Annotated in this window: 18 protein-coding genes and 1 pseudogene; 8 read left to right on the top strand and 11 right to left on the bottom strand. The window is 53.8% G+C overall.

The features are described from left to right. Position 1 precedes the first annotated feature (1 nt). The 4 genes from AC07U6_RS11090 to lafU are packed head-to-tail and all read left to right on the top strand — an operon-like array spanning position 2 to position 2,948. Complete coding sequence (locus AC07U6_RS11090; RefSeq protein WP_494761917.1) at positions 2-475, top strand: flagellar basal body-associated FliL family protein; 474 nt, start codon at positions 2-4, stop codon at positions 473-475. A gap of 9 nt (positions 476-484) precedes the next feature. Further along, positions 485-1,180, top strand: coding sequence for a FliA/WhiG family RNA polymerase sigma factor (locus AC07U6_RS11085; protein ID WP_494761918.1), 696 nt, complete (start codon positions 485-487; stop codon positions 1,178-1,180). A gap of 11 nt (positions 1,181-1,191) precedes the next feature. Then, the gene (gene motA / locus AC07U6_RS11080; protein WP_494761919.1) at positions 1,192-2,058 is read left to right on the top strand and encodes a flagellar motor stator protein MotA; all 867 of its coding nucleotides are present in this window, start codon (positions 1,192-1,194) and stop codon (positions 2,056-2,058) included. Then, complete coding sequence (gene lafU, locus AC07U6_RS11075) at positions 2,055-2,948, top strand: putative lateral flagellar export/assembly protein LafU (protein ID WP_494761920.1); 894 nt, start codon at positions 2,055-2,057, stop codon at positions 2,946-2,948. Before motA ends, lafU begins: the two co-directional genes overlap by 4 nt. A 63-nt stretch (positions 2,949-3,011) precedes the next feature. Here the strand turns inward: lafU and AC07U6_RS11070 are convergent, their stop codons facing one another. The 8 genes from AC07U6_RS11070 to AC07U6_RS11035 form a co-directional block, all read right to left on the bottom strand. Beyond that, a complete protein-coding gene (locus tag AC07U6_RS11070) occupies positions 3,012-4,028 on the bottom strand; it encodes a GGDEF domain-containing protein (RefSeq protein ID WP_494761921.1) in 1,017 nt (338 codons plus the stop codon). Positions 4,029-4,294: 266 nt separating this feature from the next. Further along, positions 4,295-4,396: a YoaK family small membrane protein gene (locus tag AC07U6_RS11065; protein ID WP_172606533.1), complete on the bottom strand. Its 102-nt coding sequence runs from the start codon at positions 4,394-4,396 to the stop codon at positions 4,295-4,297. Positions 4,397-4,511: 115 nt separating this feature from the next. Continuing rightward, positions 4,512-5,396: an alpha/beta hydrolase gene (locus tag AC07U6_RS11060; RefSeq protein ID WP_494761922.1), complete on the bottom strand. Its 885-nt coding sequence runs from the start codon at positions 5,394-5,396 to the stop codon at positions 4,512-4,514. 15 nt (positions 5,397-5,411) lie between these two features. Further along, positions 5,412-5,834, bottom strand: a complete 423-nt coding sequence (locus AC07U6_RS11055) for a hotdog family protein (RefSeq protein ID WP_494761923.1) — start codon at positions 5,832-5,834, stop codon at positions 5,412-5,414. Positions 5,835-5,852: 18 nt separating this feature from the next. Continuing rightward, positions 5,853-6,113 (bottom strand): acyl carrier protein, encoded by a 261-nt coding sequence (locus AC07U6_RS11050; RefSeq protein WP_205065426.1) that lies wholly within the window; start codon positions 6,111-6,113, stop codon positions 5,853-5,855. After that, positions 6,110-7,339, bottom strand: coding sequence for a beta-ketoacyl-[acyl-carrier-protein] synthase family protein (locus tag AC07U6_RS11045; protein WP_494761924.1), 1,230 nt, complete (start codon positions 7,337-7,339; stop codon positions 6,110-6,112). Before AC07U6_RS11045 ends, AC07U6_RS11050 begins: the two co-directional genes overlap by 4 nt. Further along, positions 7,330-8,835, bottom strand: coding sequence for a phytoene desaturase family protein (locus AC07U6_RS11040; RefSeq protein WP_494761925.1), 1,506 nt, complete (start codon positions 8,833-8,835; stop codon positions 7,330-7,332). Before AC07U6_RS11040 ends, AC07U6_RS11045 begins: the two co-directional genes overlap by 10 nt. A gap of 1 nt (position 8,836) precedes the next feature. Next, complete coding sequence (locus AC07U6_RS11035) at positions 8,837-10,054, bottom strand: beta-ketoacyl-[acyl-carrier-protein] synthase family protein (protein ID WP_494761926.1); 1,218 nt, start codon at positions 10,052-10,054, stop codon at positions 8,837-8,839. A 402-nt stretch (positions 10,055-10,456) separates the two neighbouring features. On the opposite strand from AC07U6_RS11035, the gene fabG reads away from it, so the two are divergent. Beyond that, entirely contained in the window at positions 10,457-11,215 is a 759-nt protein-coding gene (fabG, locus tag AC07U6_RS11030) for a 3-oxoacyl-ACP reductase FabG (protein ID WP_494761927.1), read from the top strand. Here fabG and AC07U6_RS11025 read toward each other — a convergent pair. The 3 genes and pseudogenes from AC07U6_RS11025 to AC07U6_RS11015 form a co-directional block, all read right to left on the bottom strand. Then, the gene (locus AC07U6_RS11025) at positions 11,201-11,707 is read right to left on the bottom strand and encodes an acyl-CoA thioesterase (protein WP_494761928.1); all 507 of its coding nucleotides are present in this window, start codon (positions 11,705-11,707) and stop codon (positions 11,201-11,203) included. The two genes, fabG and AC07U6_RS11025, sit on opposite strands and share 15 nt — an antisense overlap. After that, positions 11,698-12,084 carry an ApeI family dehydratase gene (locus AC07U6_RS11020; RefSeq protein ID WP_494761929.1) on the bottom strand — a complete coding sequence of 129 codons (387 nt, stop codon included), beginning with the start codon at positions 12,082-12,084 and terminating at the stop codon, positions 11,698-11,700. The genes AC07U6_RS11025 and AC07U6_RS11020 overlap by 10 nt, the downstream gene beginning before the upstream one ends. Positions 12,085-12,439: 355 nt before the next feature. Further along, a pseudogene (locus AC07U6_RS11015) lies at positions 12,440-12,762 on the bottom strand (TonB-dependent receptor domain-containing protein); the annotation flags it as partial. A gap of 209 nt (positions 12,763-12,971) precedes the next feature. Between AC07U6_RS11015 and AC07U6_RS11010 the strand changes: the two are divergent. The 3 genes from AC07U6_RS11010 to AC07U6_RS11000 all read left to right on the top strand — a co-directional run bounded on the left by AC07U6_RS11010 (position 12,972) and on the right by AC07U6_RS11000 (position 14,573). Beyond that, positions 12,972-13,322: a hypothetical protein gene (locus tag AC07U6_RS11010; protein WP_494761930.1), complete on the top strand. Its 351-nt coding sequence runs from the start codon at positions 12,972-12,974 to the stop codon at positions 13,320-13,322. A 192-nt stretch (positions 13,323-13,514) separates the two neighbouring features. After that, a complete protein-coding gene (locus AC07U6_RS11005) occupies positions 13,515-13,946 on the top strand; it encodes an OsmC family protein (protein ID WP_105590976.1) in 432 nt (143 codons plus the stop codon). A gap of 177 nt (positions 13,947-14,123) precedes the next feature. Continuing rightward, positions 14,124-14,573, top strand: a complete 450-nt coding sequence (locus tag AC07U6_RS11000) for an RcnB family protein (RefSeq protein ID WP_494761931.1) — start codon at positions 14,124-14,126, stop codon at positions 14,571-14,573. Positions 14,574-14,607: the final 34 nt, after the last annotated feature.

Genomic DNA, 14,607 nt, shown 5'->3' with positions numbered 1-14,607 from the left:
TATGAATATAAAGACGTTAATACTGAATTTTATTCTGATGCTGATCGCGGCAATTATCACCGCGCTGCTGGTTCTGGCCGGCTCAAGGTATCTGGATAATAAATCTGATAACAGCGAAAGCGGTTCTTTCCTTTCTTCAAAACCGGCAAATGATAAGAAAAATCTGCAGTTTGTTGAAATTAAAAACCTGGTCATCACCCTGAAAAGCAACGGCGTTAAAGAACGCTATCTGTTGCTGGATTTGGCACTGACTACGCACGATGAAGCACAGTCGAAAAGGGCGGAAAGTCTGTTGCCGAAAATTAAAGGTATCGCGGTGGATGTGCTGACTTCAATGGACTACAGCGAGGTGCGCGGTATGGCGGTGATGGAACTCCGGTCGCTGATGATGGAACGCTATCAGTCCGCTTTCCATAACATCAATGTCACCATTCCTTTTGACGACGTGACCATTTCTAAAATGGTCTTCCAGTGATGAACCGCCATGAGCACTTTTACTGATATAACGGCGCTGTCACCCGTCGAAGAGAGTCGCTTTATACAGCAGTGGCTGCCTCTGGTGAAGAAAGTCGTTCGTCAGCTGTCGCCACAGGCTAACGGCATAATGGATCGTGAAGATATTGAGCAGGTGGCGCTGATGGGGCTGCTGGAATCGCTGCGGCGCTACGGTCAGCCGGACGAACAGTTTGCGGGCTACGCCATGCAGCGCGTGCGCGGCGCGGTGCTCGATCAGTTCCGTTTACACGACTGGCGCCCTCGTACGCTGCGGCAGAAAACGCACAAAATCAATGACGGCATTCGCGCTATCACCCGCAGCCTGGGACGAGAACCGACGGATGAAGAAATCTGTCAGCAGCTTGAACTGAGCCCCGAGGCGTGGCTGGAACATCAGCAGCTGGACTCGGCCTGTGCTCTGGAAAGCCTGGATGAGATCCTCTCCGCCGAGGGTAGTGGTCAAACTACTTCGTTCGCCGGACGCGAGCTGGAAGACGAGGTGAATATCCAGCGAACGCTGACGCTGGCGTTAACCAGCCTTGATGAGCGCGAACGTATCATTCTCAATCTTTATTACCAGCAGGGGATCAGCCTGAAAGAGATCGCTTTAGTTCTTGATTTAACCGAAGCGCGGGTTTGCCAGCTGAATAAAAAGATAAGTGAAAAAATTAAAGCCTTTTTTTAAAGGAAAAGAAAATGCAGAAACTATTGGGATTAATCGTGGTTTTGGGCTGCGTAGTTGGCGGCTACATGATGTCCGGCGGACGTATTTCAGCATTCTGGCAGCCCGGGGAATTAATTATTATTCTCGGGGCCGGAGTGGGGGCGATGGTTATTGCCAACCCGAAGCATGTATTAAAAACTATGTGGGTGCAGATTAAATCTGCCATAGGAAAAGATGAGCAGAATGCGGAATTTCAGCGTCAGCTTTTAATGCTGATGTACGAACTGCTGGAGCTGGTACAGGATGGCGGCCTGAAGGCGTTGGATGAGCATATTGATATACCGGAAAACAGTTCACTGTTTCAGAAGTACCCGCTGATCTTAAAGAACCGGGACTTTATTACTTTTATTTCCGACAACTTCCGGCTGATGGCTATGGGAAAAATTAACGAGCATGAAATGGAAGGGTTGCTGGAAGCAGAAATAGAAGCGGTGGAAGAGGAGATGCTGGTGCCTTCGCGCTCGCTACAGCGTACAGCGGAAGCGATGCCGGGATTCGGTATCTGTGCGGCGGTACTGGGGATCATTATTACCATGCAGTCGATTGACGGCTCGATTGCGTTGATCGGTCTGAAGGTGGCCGCCGCACTGGTGGGGACTTTCCTCGGGGTATTCTTCTGTTATTGCCTGATGGACCCGCTGTCTAACGCGATGGAGCAGTGCATGCGCAAACGCATGACCATTTTCTTCTGTATCCGCACCGTGTTGGTCAGCCACGTGGCCGGTAAACCCACCCTGTTGGCTGTTGACGCCGGACGCAAGTTGCTGTCGCTGGAGAGCAAGCCGACCTTTGCCACGCTGGACGGCTGGGTGAACGCCATGAACGAGACTGAAGAGTGAAGAGGGGAGCGCATACCACCATTATTAAGCGCGGTGGCAAAAAGGCCCATCATGGAGTGCATACCGGTGCGTGGAAGGTAGCCTTCGCTGACTTTACGCTGGCGATGATGGCGCTGTTTATGGTGCTGTGGATTGTAGGCGCGGTGTCAAAAGAGGAGCGGGAGGAGATTGTTGCTAACCTGAACGGTACCTCGATTTTTGACGGCACAGTATTCAGTCCGATTAGCGATCCGGCAGCGATTGTCGGTCCTGCGCCCATTATGACCAGCCTGCCTGTGCAAGCCGCCGAGGAGATCGAACCCACTGGGCAGGAACCGTCGCAGCCGGAGTCGCTGGAAAATGTATTGTCGCGTTCGGATCGCGAGCTGAATGAACTGGGCGAGGCGATAGCCCGTATCACGGCAGAGTTAAATGCGCAGGGTAATCTATCGCTGGAAAAAGTCCCGCAGGGTCTGCGCATTCTGCTGCAGGATGACGACGATCGGGTGATGTTCGAACGCGGTAGTGCACAGATGACTCCTTTCTTTACTCGTCTGCTGAGCGAGCTGGCCCCGGTCTTTAATCGCATTGATAACAAGGTGATCATCAACGGCCACACCGATGCGGCTAACTACCGCGACAACGCCGGATACAACAACTGGAATCTGTCCGGCGATCGCGCACTGGCGGCCAGAACGGTGCTGGAGAAGGGGGGACTGGAGGCGAAGCGGGTACTTCAGGTGAACGCGATGGCGGATCGCATGCTGCTGGACCCGGGTAACCCGCTGTCGGCCCGCAACCGACGAATCGAGATTATGGTGCTGACCCAGTCGGCATCGGACACGCTGTATCAATTTTACGGACGTAACGGCGTCAATGTGGTTAAACCGATTGCCGAACGCCTGCAGTGATTCTGTCAGTGCCTTGAGTCAGAAGTCCGGGCTCAGCCGGCGGCAATTTGCCGCCGGTTTTTTTTAATGCTGTACATGCCTGCGGCGTATTTTATCCTGATACATGCAGCTGTCCGCATCGTGCATCGCCAGGTCCGGCGTACAGGCCAGCGGATTCGCCGCGATGACGCCCAGACTGGCCCCGCCATAATCAATCGGATTGCCGCGCAACTCATACCTTCCTGTCAGTTTCTCAGCCAGCTGGGCTTTAAACGTCTGCACGTGATCGTCGCTGACGGTGTCGAGCGGCGGTCCCAGACTGGCAATGATAAATTCATCCCCGCCCAGACGGCCGATGATATCTTCGTGCTCTGCAAACTGGCGCAACCGTTGCGCTATCGACTGTAGAAAACGATCGCCGCTTTCATGGCCGTAGCTGTCGTTAATGGCCTTAAAACCGTCGAGATCGACAAAGGCAACCAGCACCGATCGTTCCTCTATTGCCGCCGTGGCAAACAGTTTTGGCAGATAGTTGAACACCGAGCGGCGATTGGGGAGCCCGGTCAGTTCATCGGTCATGCTGACGGCGGTCAGCGCGTCGTTCGCTTCGCGCAGCTCCTGCAGCAGCTGTTCTTTACGGATGTACTGGCCGATCAGCTCGGCAAACAGATGGATGATCTGTTCCGCACGCCCCGACAGTGGGTGGCTTTGCGCACTGGCAGCACACAGGGTGCCGTACAGCATGCCGTCGTCCAGCATAATCGGTGTGCTGAGATAGGTGGTGATACCGAGCGCTTTGGCGGCTTCGGAATCGGGCCAGACGCCGGGCACATCGTTGGTGAAACTGCGGCCATCTTCCATCGCGCGTTTGCACAACGTATCCTGCCACGGCACCGACAGTCCTTCGGGGATCTGCATTTTCTGCGTGTTGCGGGCGTACAGGATATGCTGAAGCCCTTCGGCGTCATCAATATGCGTCAGGTAGGTTGATTCCATATCGGTAACCAGTTCGAGCATTTCCAGCAGCTGGCGCACAAATCCTTCCAGCGTTTTTTCCGACCCCAGCGCCGTTGAAATACGTTTAATCAAGTTTTCGGACATAGATTTTTTTCCTGGTAGCGGGTCAATCTGCGCCTGATAAACATCAGTGTTGTGAGTCGCCAGCTAAGTGCCGGAGCCAATCGACTTTATTTGGTAAAAAAAGCGTAAACGTATTCAGAAGTGCATAATTACAGATGAAAAAATTATGCAATTTATACTCGCAATGATCAATACGTACAGGTATCAACGCGGATATATTGTGTTAATTAATGGCGTTATCAGATTTGTGCCATTCAATATTGGTCCAACCAGTTTACAGAACCCGCTTACTGACTGCCGGGCATCGCCGCGCCGGAAGCGATAAACCATACCAAAAACGCCATTGCGGCAATAAAGATAACGGTAGGGGCTATCGCTCTTTTATTCACGGCTGCATACCTTTGAAGGGTTGAAAGAGTGTTGGACCGCTTGCTGAAACGGCACACTGACCGGGATGATAGCACAGGCGCCGCTGCTGACGATCGCTGAAAGCAGCCCGGCTGCTTACTTTTTCAGATTCCCTCCCGGTTCCGGCTGCGATTCAATACCCGGAATTTTCTTGCGCGCGGATGCGGCAAGCAGTTGACGTTCGCGATCGTCCAGCTGCTGATAAAAGAAACGCGCGGTGGCTTCTGCAACCTGCTGACGCTCCTGATCGATGGTCACCAGATGATAACTTTCCTCCAGCTGGATAAATTCGGTTTTACCACCGTAGTGCCGCTCCACGTAGCGGGAATTGGAAATATCCGTCACGTCGTCCTCACGCGCGTGGATTAACAGAGCCGGCACTCGGGTTGCAGGCATCACTTTTTTTGCCTCTCCGGCAAGGCGCAGCACTTCGCGCAGCATCACTCCGGGTGTGTTGGTGTGACCGGCGGCCGAACTGTCGCCGCTTTGCAGTTTCAACACGATACGCTCGCGCAGCTGCTCGTTTTTAATGCCGTACGGCGGCGCTTCCTGAAAGTGATAGTTGTTGCGGAACAGCGGGATTTTAAGCAACAGCGGCAGCATAAATGAGAACTTTGATACCGCCCAGCCGTTACATTTTAGCGTGATGGCGTAGAGCGCCAGCCCGCGCATATCCGGAAAATGATGAGCAAGAATAATCCCCATTGATGCTCCGGCAGACAGGCCACCGGCGAAAACCTGATAGCCTTCGTCCGTCAGCCGCTTATATTCTGCGGCGATTTCCCGCAGCCAGTCCAGCCGAGTTGTTTTCAACAACGCGTTCATATCTGAGCAGTGGCCCGGCAGCACGGGAATGGACACGGTAAATCCATAGCGGTGCAGACGCATCGCGATGGAGTCCATCTCCTTTGGCGTACCGGTAAGTCCGTGAATTAACAGCACGGCGATACGGCTTCCCCGGTGAAAAATAGCAGTGGTCATTGTGCGGTGATACTCCTAATTATCTGCCTGATAAAACACTTTTAACTCTCCTCTGGCCAGTAAACGTTGCCCACAGGAAACGCTGAATTCCAGCATGGACAGGTCAGCAAGTTCAGTGGTGATGGCAACAGAAATCAGCAGCGTTTCTCTCGTTCCTGCATCGTCAAAGAGCTGAAAATTATTGACCGAGGCCAGCAGTGCAGTGGCAGACTCCCGGCCTTTGACGGCATCAACACCCTTTAATGCACAGGCTGCCTGAGCCGCAAGTTCGATATAACCACAGCGATCGAACGTACCGTTTTCATCTAATAACAGATGATCGGCGTGCAGTTTTACGGATGCCTGCACCTGCGGTCCCTCGACACTGAGAATACTGTCGATACAACACATTCCTTCGCGATGAGGGATCAGGCTCCGCGCCGATAAGGGGAATGTCATCCGTGCTCCTCGTAATATTCAGACGGCCTGGGCAATGGACGTTTTTAAGATAAACTCTTGAAGTTCACCCAGCGTTTTGATGCTCACCAGTTCGGTATTTTTACCAATATTGATAGCAAACGCTTTTTCGAAAGCCACGACCATGTCAACGGCATCAAGGCTGTCCAGCCCCAGATCTTCGTACAACTTCGCTTCGGGCTGCAGATCGCTCAGCTCCAGTTCGAATTCTTCAGCCAGGATCTGATTAACTTTTTCCTTCAGTGCGTTCTTGTCCATCATATTTTCCTTAATATCAGCGTTGAAATAATGCCCCCAAGGGCAAAACTGTTTTTCAGTACGTGCTGTACCGGCGTACTGGTAATCCCGCTGACGTGGCGAATGCTGTCGCATCGCTCATCGGGATTATCAAGATTGCGTGTAGGGATCAGTACCTCCTGCTGCAGCATGCCGATGCAGGCGATAAGCTCCAGTGCACCGCTGGCTGCCATGGTGTGCCCCAAATGTCCCTTCAGGCTGGATACCGGCACCAGCTTTCCGCACAGCCCGGCAATCGCCTCGCTCTCGGCGATATCGCCTAACCGTGTGCCGGTGGCATGGGCGTTAATGTAGCTCAGGGCATCTACCGGGAGCTGGGCATGATCCAGTGCCTGCTGCATGCAGCGGCGAAGCGGTAGCGGATCGGGATTGGCAATACTCGACACATCGCTGGCGGAGGAAAAACCAGTAATTTCGGCCAGAATCGTCGCACCCCGCGCCAGGGCCTTTGAGCGAGATTCCAGCAGCAATATCCCGGCTCCTTCAGCACAGACCACGCCGTCACGATGTTGATCAAACGGGCGCGGCGTGGCGTGAGGATGCTCATTGAAGCCTCTGGAAGCGGCGGCCATGTGATCGAAGGTTGCGATAGTCAGCGGATGGAATTCATCGGCTCCGCCGCACAGCATGGCATCCTGTAAGCCGCAGGCAATTGCCTCATAGGCCATGCCGATCGACTGGGCGCTGGAGGCACAGGCTGAAGTCACGGCCATTACCCGGCCGGTGATATCCAGTGCTTGCGCCAGATTTGACGCGACGGAATGGCCCATGATTCGAAAGAAATCACGCGCTTTAACGGCGGCAAACTGGCGGGCAACCAGGTAATTTTCAAAAATAGAACGCCAGGTATCAATGCTGCCCATCGTTGAACCCACGATAACGCCAAAGCGCGGATCGGACAGCCGTTCGCGAGGAAAGGCCGCCTGTGCCAGTGCTTCCTCTGCTGCCAGCAGGCTCCAGCAGGACATCGGCGACATAGTGCGGCGATAGCGGCGTGGAATACTCGATATGTCCAGCTGCGGGACACGCCCGGCAACTCGCGGAACTTCCTGCGTATCGCTGTAGTCGTACTGCGGCAAACGGCTGATTCCCGATTCGCCATGGGTTAATGCTGCCATCATTTTCTCAGCGCCAGCGCCAAAAGGAGATACGGCCCCAACGCCAGTGATAACGACTCTTCTTAACGGCATGTTCTGACTCCGTTCAGTAGATTCTGGTGACCCAGCAGATAGCCACAGGCGAGAAACGCTGAAATCGTCGCGCCCATCACCCCAGGGCCGGTAACCGCCTGGCCAGCAACATACAGGCCTGCAACGCGTGTCACCGGCAGAGGATTAAACTGCGTCATGTCGTGTGCTATGCCGTACATTCCGGCGCCCGGCGAGTAGAGATACTTTTGTAATGTCGCGGGAGTGGCACCGTCCACCAGCCTCAATCCCTCGATTTCTGGTACAGAACGGCATAGTGAGGCGTAAAGCTCTTTGAGACGCTGTTTTTTCTGCGTCCGGTAGGCGGAGGGGCGCTTGCCGCTGCCGGTACCGTAAAAAGCACGGTATTCCGTTGGGTCGCAGGGGATCGCCGCGACAAAATCAACGGAATTAAACAGCCCACTGTCGCGGTTAAGCACCGACGGGCCCGGCATAATGTAAAACGGCCCCTCAGTGCCCCGATGATGGAGCTTAAAAGCCTCGGTAAATGACCGGGCGTGCTGACAGTAAAGGATATTCTTTTTATCCAGCAGCGGCGGCGGCTCGGTTCCACCGGAAAGATACAGCAGGTGTGCCGACATCCCATCGTAGAGCTGATGCATGCGATTCAATGCCGTCGGACGCAGCGCTTTTTCTGGCAGCATCTGCGGCAGAAAACAGGGGTGCCCGGTGTAAATAACCGTAGAGCAGCCCAGACGCTCGCCATTATCCAGCTCAACCTCGCTCAGCGTACCGTCGGATTTGCAGTGGATCTGCACAACGCTACGATTGCAATGCAGCGCAACATCTTCTTCCGCAAGGCGTTGTTCGAACGCTTTCACCAGCGACAACCCACCCTGTGCAAAGGTACGGACGCCGTCAAAATGCGTCCCCGCCACGCGGGCGTGCTGCAGGAAGGAGACGTTTTCAGGAGAAACACCGTGGTACAGGCAGGGAATCGCCAGCAGGGTCTGTAACCAGGGATCGCGGGTATAACCGGCGATATAGTCCTGTAACGGTATATGCCATCGAGAATCTGTTTCGTCCCTGACGGGGGAACCTTCCAGAGTGTGAAAGGCCGACGAATAATACGCGGCCTTAACATCGGCCATATAGCGGCGAATTCCCTCTTTTTCTGCCGGAAAATCGGCACAGAGTCCGGTCAGCATTTTGTCGTAATTGGCGGCCAGCGAAAAGTCCCCGCGATCGGAAAAACGTACGGTTTCAAAGCAGTTACGATCAAACTCGATGCTGGGCAGATCGCGTATGCCCAGGTAGCGCAGATAGGCGTTTAATACACCGTGTGGTGACATTTCACCGACAAAGTGAACGCCGCTGTCAAAATAGACGCGGCTTTTCAGAAAGCCTCGCAGGGTGACGCCCGGTTCTTTGGCCCGCTCGACGAGTGAAACACGATAGCCATGCATGGCAAGTAACAACGCCGACACCATACCCGAAGCGCCTGCCCCAATAACAACGGCTGAAGGTCTGGTTGCCATATTAAAAACCTATTACCAGGCTGGAATTTGTGCCACCAAAGCCTGCCGAATTACACAGTGCGGAAGTCAGCGGCTGCTGGCGGGTTTCAGTGATAATGTCGAGATGCGAGGTCGCTTCATCGGCCCCATCAAAGTTAATGTTGGCGGCCATAAAATCGTTCCTTGCCATCAGGCAGCTGTACACCACCTGTGCGGCACCGCTCATCCATAATTCGTGGCCGGTCATTGATTTGGTTGAAGAAACTGGCACGCCGCGCTCGCCGAAAATATCAAGAATGTTTCCGGCTTCCATCGCATCTCCCAGCGGGGTCGCTGTGGCGTGCGCACAAAGATAGGAAATATCCTGCGGCATCAGTTCGGCATTTTTCAGCGCCATACGCATTGCGCGGCCCAGCCCGGTACGGCTCGGAGCGACGATGTTTTCTCCATCGGATGAGAAGCCGTAGCCGAGAATTTCTCCCCAGATCGGTGCCCTGCGTGCAACGGCAAGATCGTAGCGTTCCAGCATTAAAACTGCGGCACCGCCGCTGGGAATAAGCCCGTCGCGGCTTTTGGCAAACGGCCGACTGGCTGATTGCGGGTGATCAACGCGGGTTGAAAACGCGCCCAGACCGTCAAAGCTGCAGGTGGCCTGCCAGTTGATTTCCTGTGCTCCGCCGCAAATTATGCGATCCTGACGCCCAAGCATAATCAGATCTGCAGCCTGGCCCACCGCGTGTCCGCTACTGGCGCAGGCACCGCTGATTGACCAACTCGCGCCCTGCGTACCCAGGATTGCATTGAGGTTAATGGTGGTGGTTGAGGTCATCGACTGGAATACCAGACCACTGCCCAGGCGTGAAGTACTGCGCACCTCTTCCAGGCGGTTGGCCTGTTCAATACCGGCCAGTACGCTGGAGTCACAGCCAAAAATCAATCCACTTCGGTCATTGCGAATATCATCAGGTGACAGGCCGGAATCATCCAGAGCGCAAAACGTGGCTTCAGCAGCCCATTCAACGAACTGGGGCGTTGTTTTGCGCTGTTTACGGTTAAGTGGAAAACGGGGAGCGAAGTTTTTTATTGCACCGGTTAACGGTGAATTAAAACCTAAATCCTGCCGTACAGGATCGATGACGACGCCAGAACGGCCATGAAATAACGCATCAGTGACTTCACTGACCGACGTTCCGATACTGGAAACAATACCTAATCCTGTAATAGCAACACGGTGTAACATATCCACTCCCTGTTCGAACGATAGAATATTAATAGGACGCACAAGGCATCATTTTATTCACAATAGAACCCCCGCAATCCTGCGTGGGGATATGCTTACGTCTGCAAGTCATTTACTCTACTAATATGCCTTTTTAAGTGCCAGGTGTAAAAAAGGCTCTATTAGTTATCGTTTAAAGTGCTTTATCATTAAGAGATATGATTCTGGCATCTTACCGTTTGATGCCGTTTTTCATTTTAATTATTAATGCTGCTATTATTAAAAGTAATTTTTTATGTTTCCGAAGTGTCTAATTAATGAATATTATTATTCTAATGTAATAATTTTTTAAATTTAAATAGAGTTCAACTGATTATCGAGTAGCTTATAGACCCCATTCTATAAGCGAAGGAGATAATTAACATGGATACGGCTGCAACACGACAGAGGCCATGGAGTCACGTTGCTCTGATAACCGGAGCGAGCAGGGGAATTGGTGCTGCAGTTGCGCGCAGACTGGCCGGAGACGGTTTCTCTCTCTGGTTAAATTATCGCCGTGAGCACGCTGCTGCCGAAGCGCTGCATGATGAAATCGTTGCTGCCGGGGGGGAATGCAGGTTGCTGCCTTTTGACGTCTCTGATGTCGAGCAATGCCGGGAGGTACTGGAGCCGCTGCTTGAGCAGCATGGCGCGCCTGCCGTGCTGGTGAATAATGCCGGTTTTGCCTGCGATAAAGTATTGGCGATGATGACACGGGAGGAGTGGGATCGTGTGTTACAGGTGCACCTGGGCGGGTTTTACAATGTGACCTCGACCGTGCTGCCGGCCATGCAGCGCAGACGGGGGGGCCGCATTATCAATATCGCCTCCACCGCCGGGCAAACCGGCGTTGCGGGCCAGGTAAACTATTCGGCAGCGAAGGCCGGGTTAATTGGCGCTACCCGCTCACTGGCGGTTGAGCTGGCACGCCGCAATATTCTGGTTAACGCTGTGGCTCCGGGGTTTATCAGTACCGATATGACATCGGCGCTGCCGCTGGAAAGCATTAGCAGTACGATCCCACTGCGCCGCGTCGGCGAACCTGAAGAGGTGGCGTCCGTTGTCAGCTTTTTCGCTTCTGAAGGGGCCAGCTATATTACTGGCCAGGTGATTGGCGTTAACGGTGGATTATTTACCGGTTGATAGCGAGGGAGGGAGCTGACCCAGCTTCCAGCGCTGGCAAAATGCGGCATAGAAGTCGGGCTGCTGGGTCAGGTACTCTCCCGTTTTTAATGTAAACATCTGCACGCTAAAGCCCGTTGCTGCCGTCTCGCCCTGCGTGTTAATAATTTTATAAGACATGTTCATTCGCGCCGATTCACTCCAGTGCAGGCGCGCAACGATCCGGCAGCGTTCAGCAAATGCCAGCGGGCGATGATAGTTAACAAAAAGTTGTTTAATCGGCGCCGGGACCTGTTCCCGATAAAGGGTGAAATAACCGATACCCAGATGTTCCCCCAGCGCGACGCGCGCATCCTCGAAGTAGCTGGCATAGTGCCCGTGCCAGACAATTTCCAGCGAGTCCACTTCGTCAAAACGCACAATACGGTCAACGCAGTATTCAATAGGCGTTGGTGCCGCACTGCCGTCAAGGCAGTGGGATGAAGTAAAATAGGGGTATCGCGTCATTGCCATGCCTCGGTATGCTCCAGTTCGAAAACAAGGCTTGTGCAGTCTATCTCATTACTGGAAATCACTGCCTGGTACTCGCCAGTATGGCGGCCCGGTTTAACGGCAACGGACACCGTTTCCCCTGGTTTTATTGGATGTAAAAACTTACAGCGTTTAACACCGGCCAGCTGAGCATTTTTTCCTGCGGCAGCGGTGTAGCGGGCCAGCATAATCTGTACGATCCCTGGCAGCAGCGGGTTACCGGGAAAGTGGCCGAGAAAACCGGAAAATTCAGCCGTCAAAATAAAGCTACAGTACATTTTGTCAGGCTCACCCTCCCGGCAAATTAATTGCGGCGGCGAGACGACAAAGCGGGATAACTCTTCGGATAATCCGGGCATCTTCTTCTCCCTTTATTTTCAGACAGTCCTGGCGATCATACTCGCCGAATAATCCATTGTTTGTCGTGAAATGGCGTTCAGAGATTACATATGTGCTATTGGCAGGGTTAACTAGTAGCGGTATTTATACCCTCATTTAAAGGGGGAGTGGTTTATAAATGGGAAGTTAAATGTTAACTAATATATTTTTTGAAATGTTTTTTGTGTTTAATATTTAATGCGTAATTTATGTTGTAAATAAACGATACTCATGGATGGCGACGCGTTGATAATAACGACAACGGCTGGCGCAGGTAATACGGAGTGGCTGCATCACAGCCACCCCGCTAGCGATCGATCAGAATAGATCGACCCGGACCCCGTTCAGGCTGGTTCCGGCGCTGAAGCACGGCACGAACGGCACGCGGTTATCAGCATACAGCTCGCTGTCGCCGGTAAACTCGGAACGCACCCAGTTGCCGTTAATATCCCAGGACCCGCCCGGTGTGAACGTCCAGCTTGCGCTCAGTTCAGCGCCAGTTGCATCGGCGGCACCGGCGTTGCTCAGGCTCTGATAGCCCACCGGACCGGAGTAGAGCTGCAGATTTTTGGTGTGGGTGTAGAACAGGGCACCCGCAGCGTCTCGGCCTCATAGCGGGTACCGCTCTCGTAGTTAATTGACTTCTCCGCATCGTACGGCGCGGCGCTGACCATCGGCGCTACTGTCGGGGCGCGGTTCAGGTCGAGCCGGATGACGCTAAGCGCCGTTCGCTGTGGCGTAAAGTGCTGCGCTATCTGACCACCCGCACCATACCCTATCCCTACTAGTTGTTGCCAGCGGGCAGCGGGCGGAACAGCTGGCGCAACGCTGGCTACAGGATCTTAATTAACCCCACTTCAGACAGACTATGACGGTTGAGACGGTATCACCGCTGCTGACGCTGCGGCGGCTTCTTGCTGCTGAAAAATCAACGTTGCTGCTGGCGTTGACGATCTCCGCCTGCAGCCTATTGCTGGAATTGCTGCCCTGGTATCTGCTGTGGCGGGCGGTGGGCATGGTGGAGCAGGGTAGTTCGCTGCTGCATCTGGGAGGCTGGCTGGCGCTGGTGTGTAAATATCTGCTGGCTTTCGCAGGCGGATATTCAGCAGGCGCTGGCCCGGCTGGCGCGCGGCCGCACGGTGTTGATCATCGCCCATCGCCTGCGCACCGTGGAGTACGCCAGCCAGATTCTGGTCATGGAGCATGGCAAGATTGTTAGCCATCAGCAGCTGTTGGCACAGGGTGGAATCTATCGGCGCATGTGGCAGGAGCAGGAGTAAGCCGACATCGTTAGCGTGCGGGAAAATCAGGTGGTTTTCCACACCAGAATGTTCTGCAAGCGGGCTGATTTTCTGCGGGCGCTGAGTCAGTGACTATACTGGTAGCTGTGAAAACCAACCGGAGGATAACGATGACCATTCATAAGAAAGGACAGGCGCACTGGGAAGGCGATATCAAGCGTGGTAAAGGCACCATCTCAACGGAAAGTGGGGCGCTGGATAATCAGCCCTATGGTTTTAATACCCGTTTCGAAGGCAAACCTGGCACTAACCCCGAAGAGCTGATCGGGGCCGCGCACTCGGCATGCTTCTCAATGGCACTGTCGCTGATGCTGGGCGAGGCCGGATTTACTCCTGAGAGTATTGATACCGTGGCAGACGTTTCACTGGATAAAGTCGATGGTGGCTTTGGCATTACCAAAGTGGCGCTGCAAAGCAAGGTAAAGCTGCCGGGTATCGCGAAAGATGAATTTGATAAAATCATTCAGCAGGCCAAAGCGGGTTGCCCGATTTCTAAGCTGCTGAGTACCGAAATCACCCTCGATTATCAGTTGGAAAACTAGTCTGAATACGGGGCTTATTCATAATTTGCCCACAGTGTTAAGAATGCGTAAGCCCCGAGAAAAAGATCCGCTAATCCGGCGGAATTAGGAGTTCGGGAGATAGGGAAGTGTTGACGAATGCCCGATATTGCTGGGTAACGACAGCATGCAGGTCGTGAGCAAATTGAGGGCATCAAGATGAAAAAAACAACACTGGCACTGGTTCTTAGCGTATTAACCGCAAGCAGCTTCTTTTCCACCTTCTCGCACGCTGGCGGCCCGGGAAATGGTCCGGAACGTCAGTGGCATCAGCAGGGTGGGGGCCAGCCTGACCGGGGCGATCGTCGCGATCGCAGCGGCCCGGATCGTCATGATAATCGCGGACCCGATCGCGATCGCCATGAGCGCTTCCGTCCTGCCGAGCGCGATCGCTTTGCCTGGAACGGCCACAACTTCCGCCGCGGGCAGCCGCTGCCGCCTCACTTCCGCGGTTACGACTACCGTATTGATGACTGGCATCGCCGTGGTCTGTATGAACCGCCGCGCGGCGCGTATTGGGGCTACATTGACGGCAACTACGTACTGATTGCCGCCGCCACCGGGGTGATCACCTCGATCATTCTGGACAGTGCCTTAGGCCACGACTAAGCTGATTCTGACCGGCTGCCGCGGCCGCCGGTTT

It is taken from the genome of Erwinia sp. GW821-FHT03D09, from assembly GCF_059420805.1.
This window is presented reverse-complemented; position numbering and strand designations above follow the sequence as displayed.

Coding starts and splice junctions, on each gene's coding strand:
- AC07U6_RS11070 (WP_494761921.1), bottom strand. CDS start 4,028: ATGTCCGAAAACTTGATTAAACGTATTTCAACGGCGCTGGGGTCGGAA.
- motA (WP_494761919.1), top strand. CDS start 1,192: ATGCAGAAACTATTGGGATTAATCGTGGTTTTGGGCTGCGTAGTTGGC.
- AC07U6_RS11060 (WP_494761922.1), bottom strand. CDS start 5,396: ATGACCACTGCTATTTTTCACCGGGGAAGCCGTATCGCCGTGCTGTTA.
- AC07U6_RS11025 (WP_494761928.1), bottom strand. CDS start 11,707: ATGGCAATGACGCGATACCCCTATTTTACTTCATCCCACTGCCTTGAC.
- AC07U6_RS11040 (WP_494761925.1), bottom strand. CDS start 8,835: ATGGCAACCAGACCTTCAGCCGTTGTTATTGGGGCAGGCGCTTCGGGT.
- AC07U6_RS11035 (WP_494761926.1), bottom strand. CDS start 10,054: ATGTTACACCGTGTTGCTATTACAGGATTAGGTATTGTTTCCAGTATC.
- AC07U6_RS11055 (WP_494761923.1), bottom strand. CDS start 5,834: ATGACATTCCCCTTATCGGCGCGGAGCCTGATCCCTCATCGCGAAGGA.
- AC07U6_RS11090 (WP_494761917.1), top strand. CDS start 2: ATGAATATAAAGACGTTAATACTGAATTTTATTCTGATGCTGATCGCG.
- AC07U6_RS11085 (WP_494761918.1), top strand. CDS start 485: ATGAGCACTTTTACTGATATAACGGCGCTGTCACCCGTCGAAGAGAGT.
- fabG (WP_494761927.1), top strand. CDS start 10,457: ATGGATACGGCTGCAACACGACAGAGGCCATGGAGTCACGTTGCTCTG.
- AC07U6_RS11000 (WP_494761931.1), top strand. CDS start 14,124: ATGAAAAAAACAACACTGGCACTGGTTCTTAGCGTATTAACCGCAAGC.
- AC07U6_RS11005 (WP_105590976.1), top strand. CDS start 13,515: ATGACCATTCATAAGAAAGGACAGGCGCACTGGGAAGGCGATATCAAG.
- AC07U6_RS11045 (WP_494761924.1), bottom strand. CDS start 7,339: ATGCCGTTAAGAAGAGTCGTTATCACTGGCGTTGGGGCCGTATCTCCT.
- AC07U6_RS11020 (WP_494761929.1), bottom strand. CDS start 12,084: ATGCCCGGATTATCCGAAGAGTTATCCCGCTTTGTCGTCTCGCCGCCG.
- AC07U6_RS11010 (WP_494761930.1), top strand. CDS start 12,972: ATGACGGTTGAGACGGTATCACCGCTGCTGACGCTGCGGCGGCTTCTT.
- AC07U6_RS11050 (WP_205065426.1), bottom strand. CDS start 6,113: ATGATGGACAAGAACGCACTGAAGGAAAAAGTTAATCAGATCCTGGCT.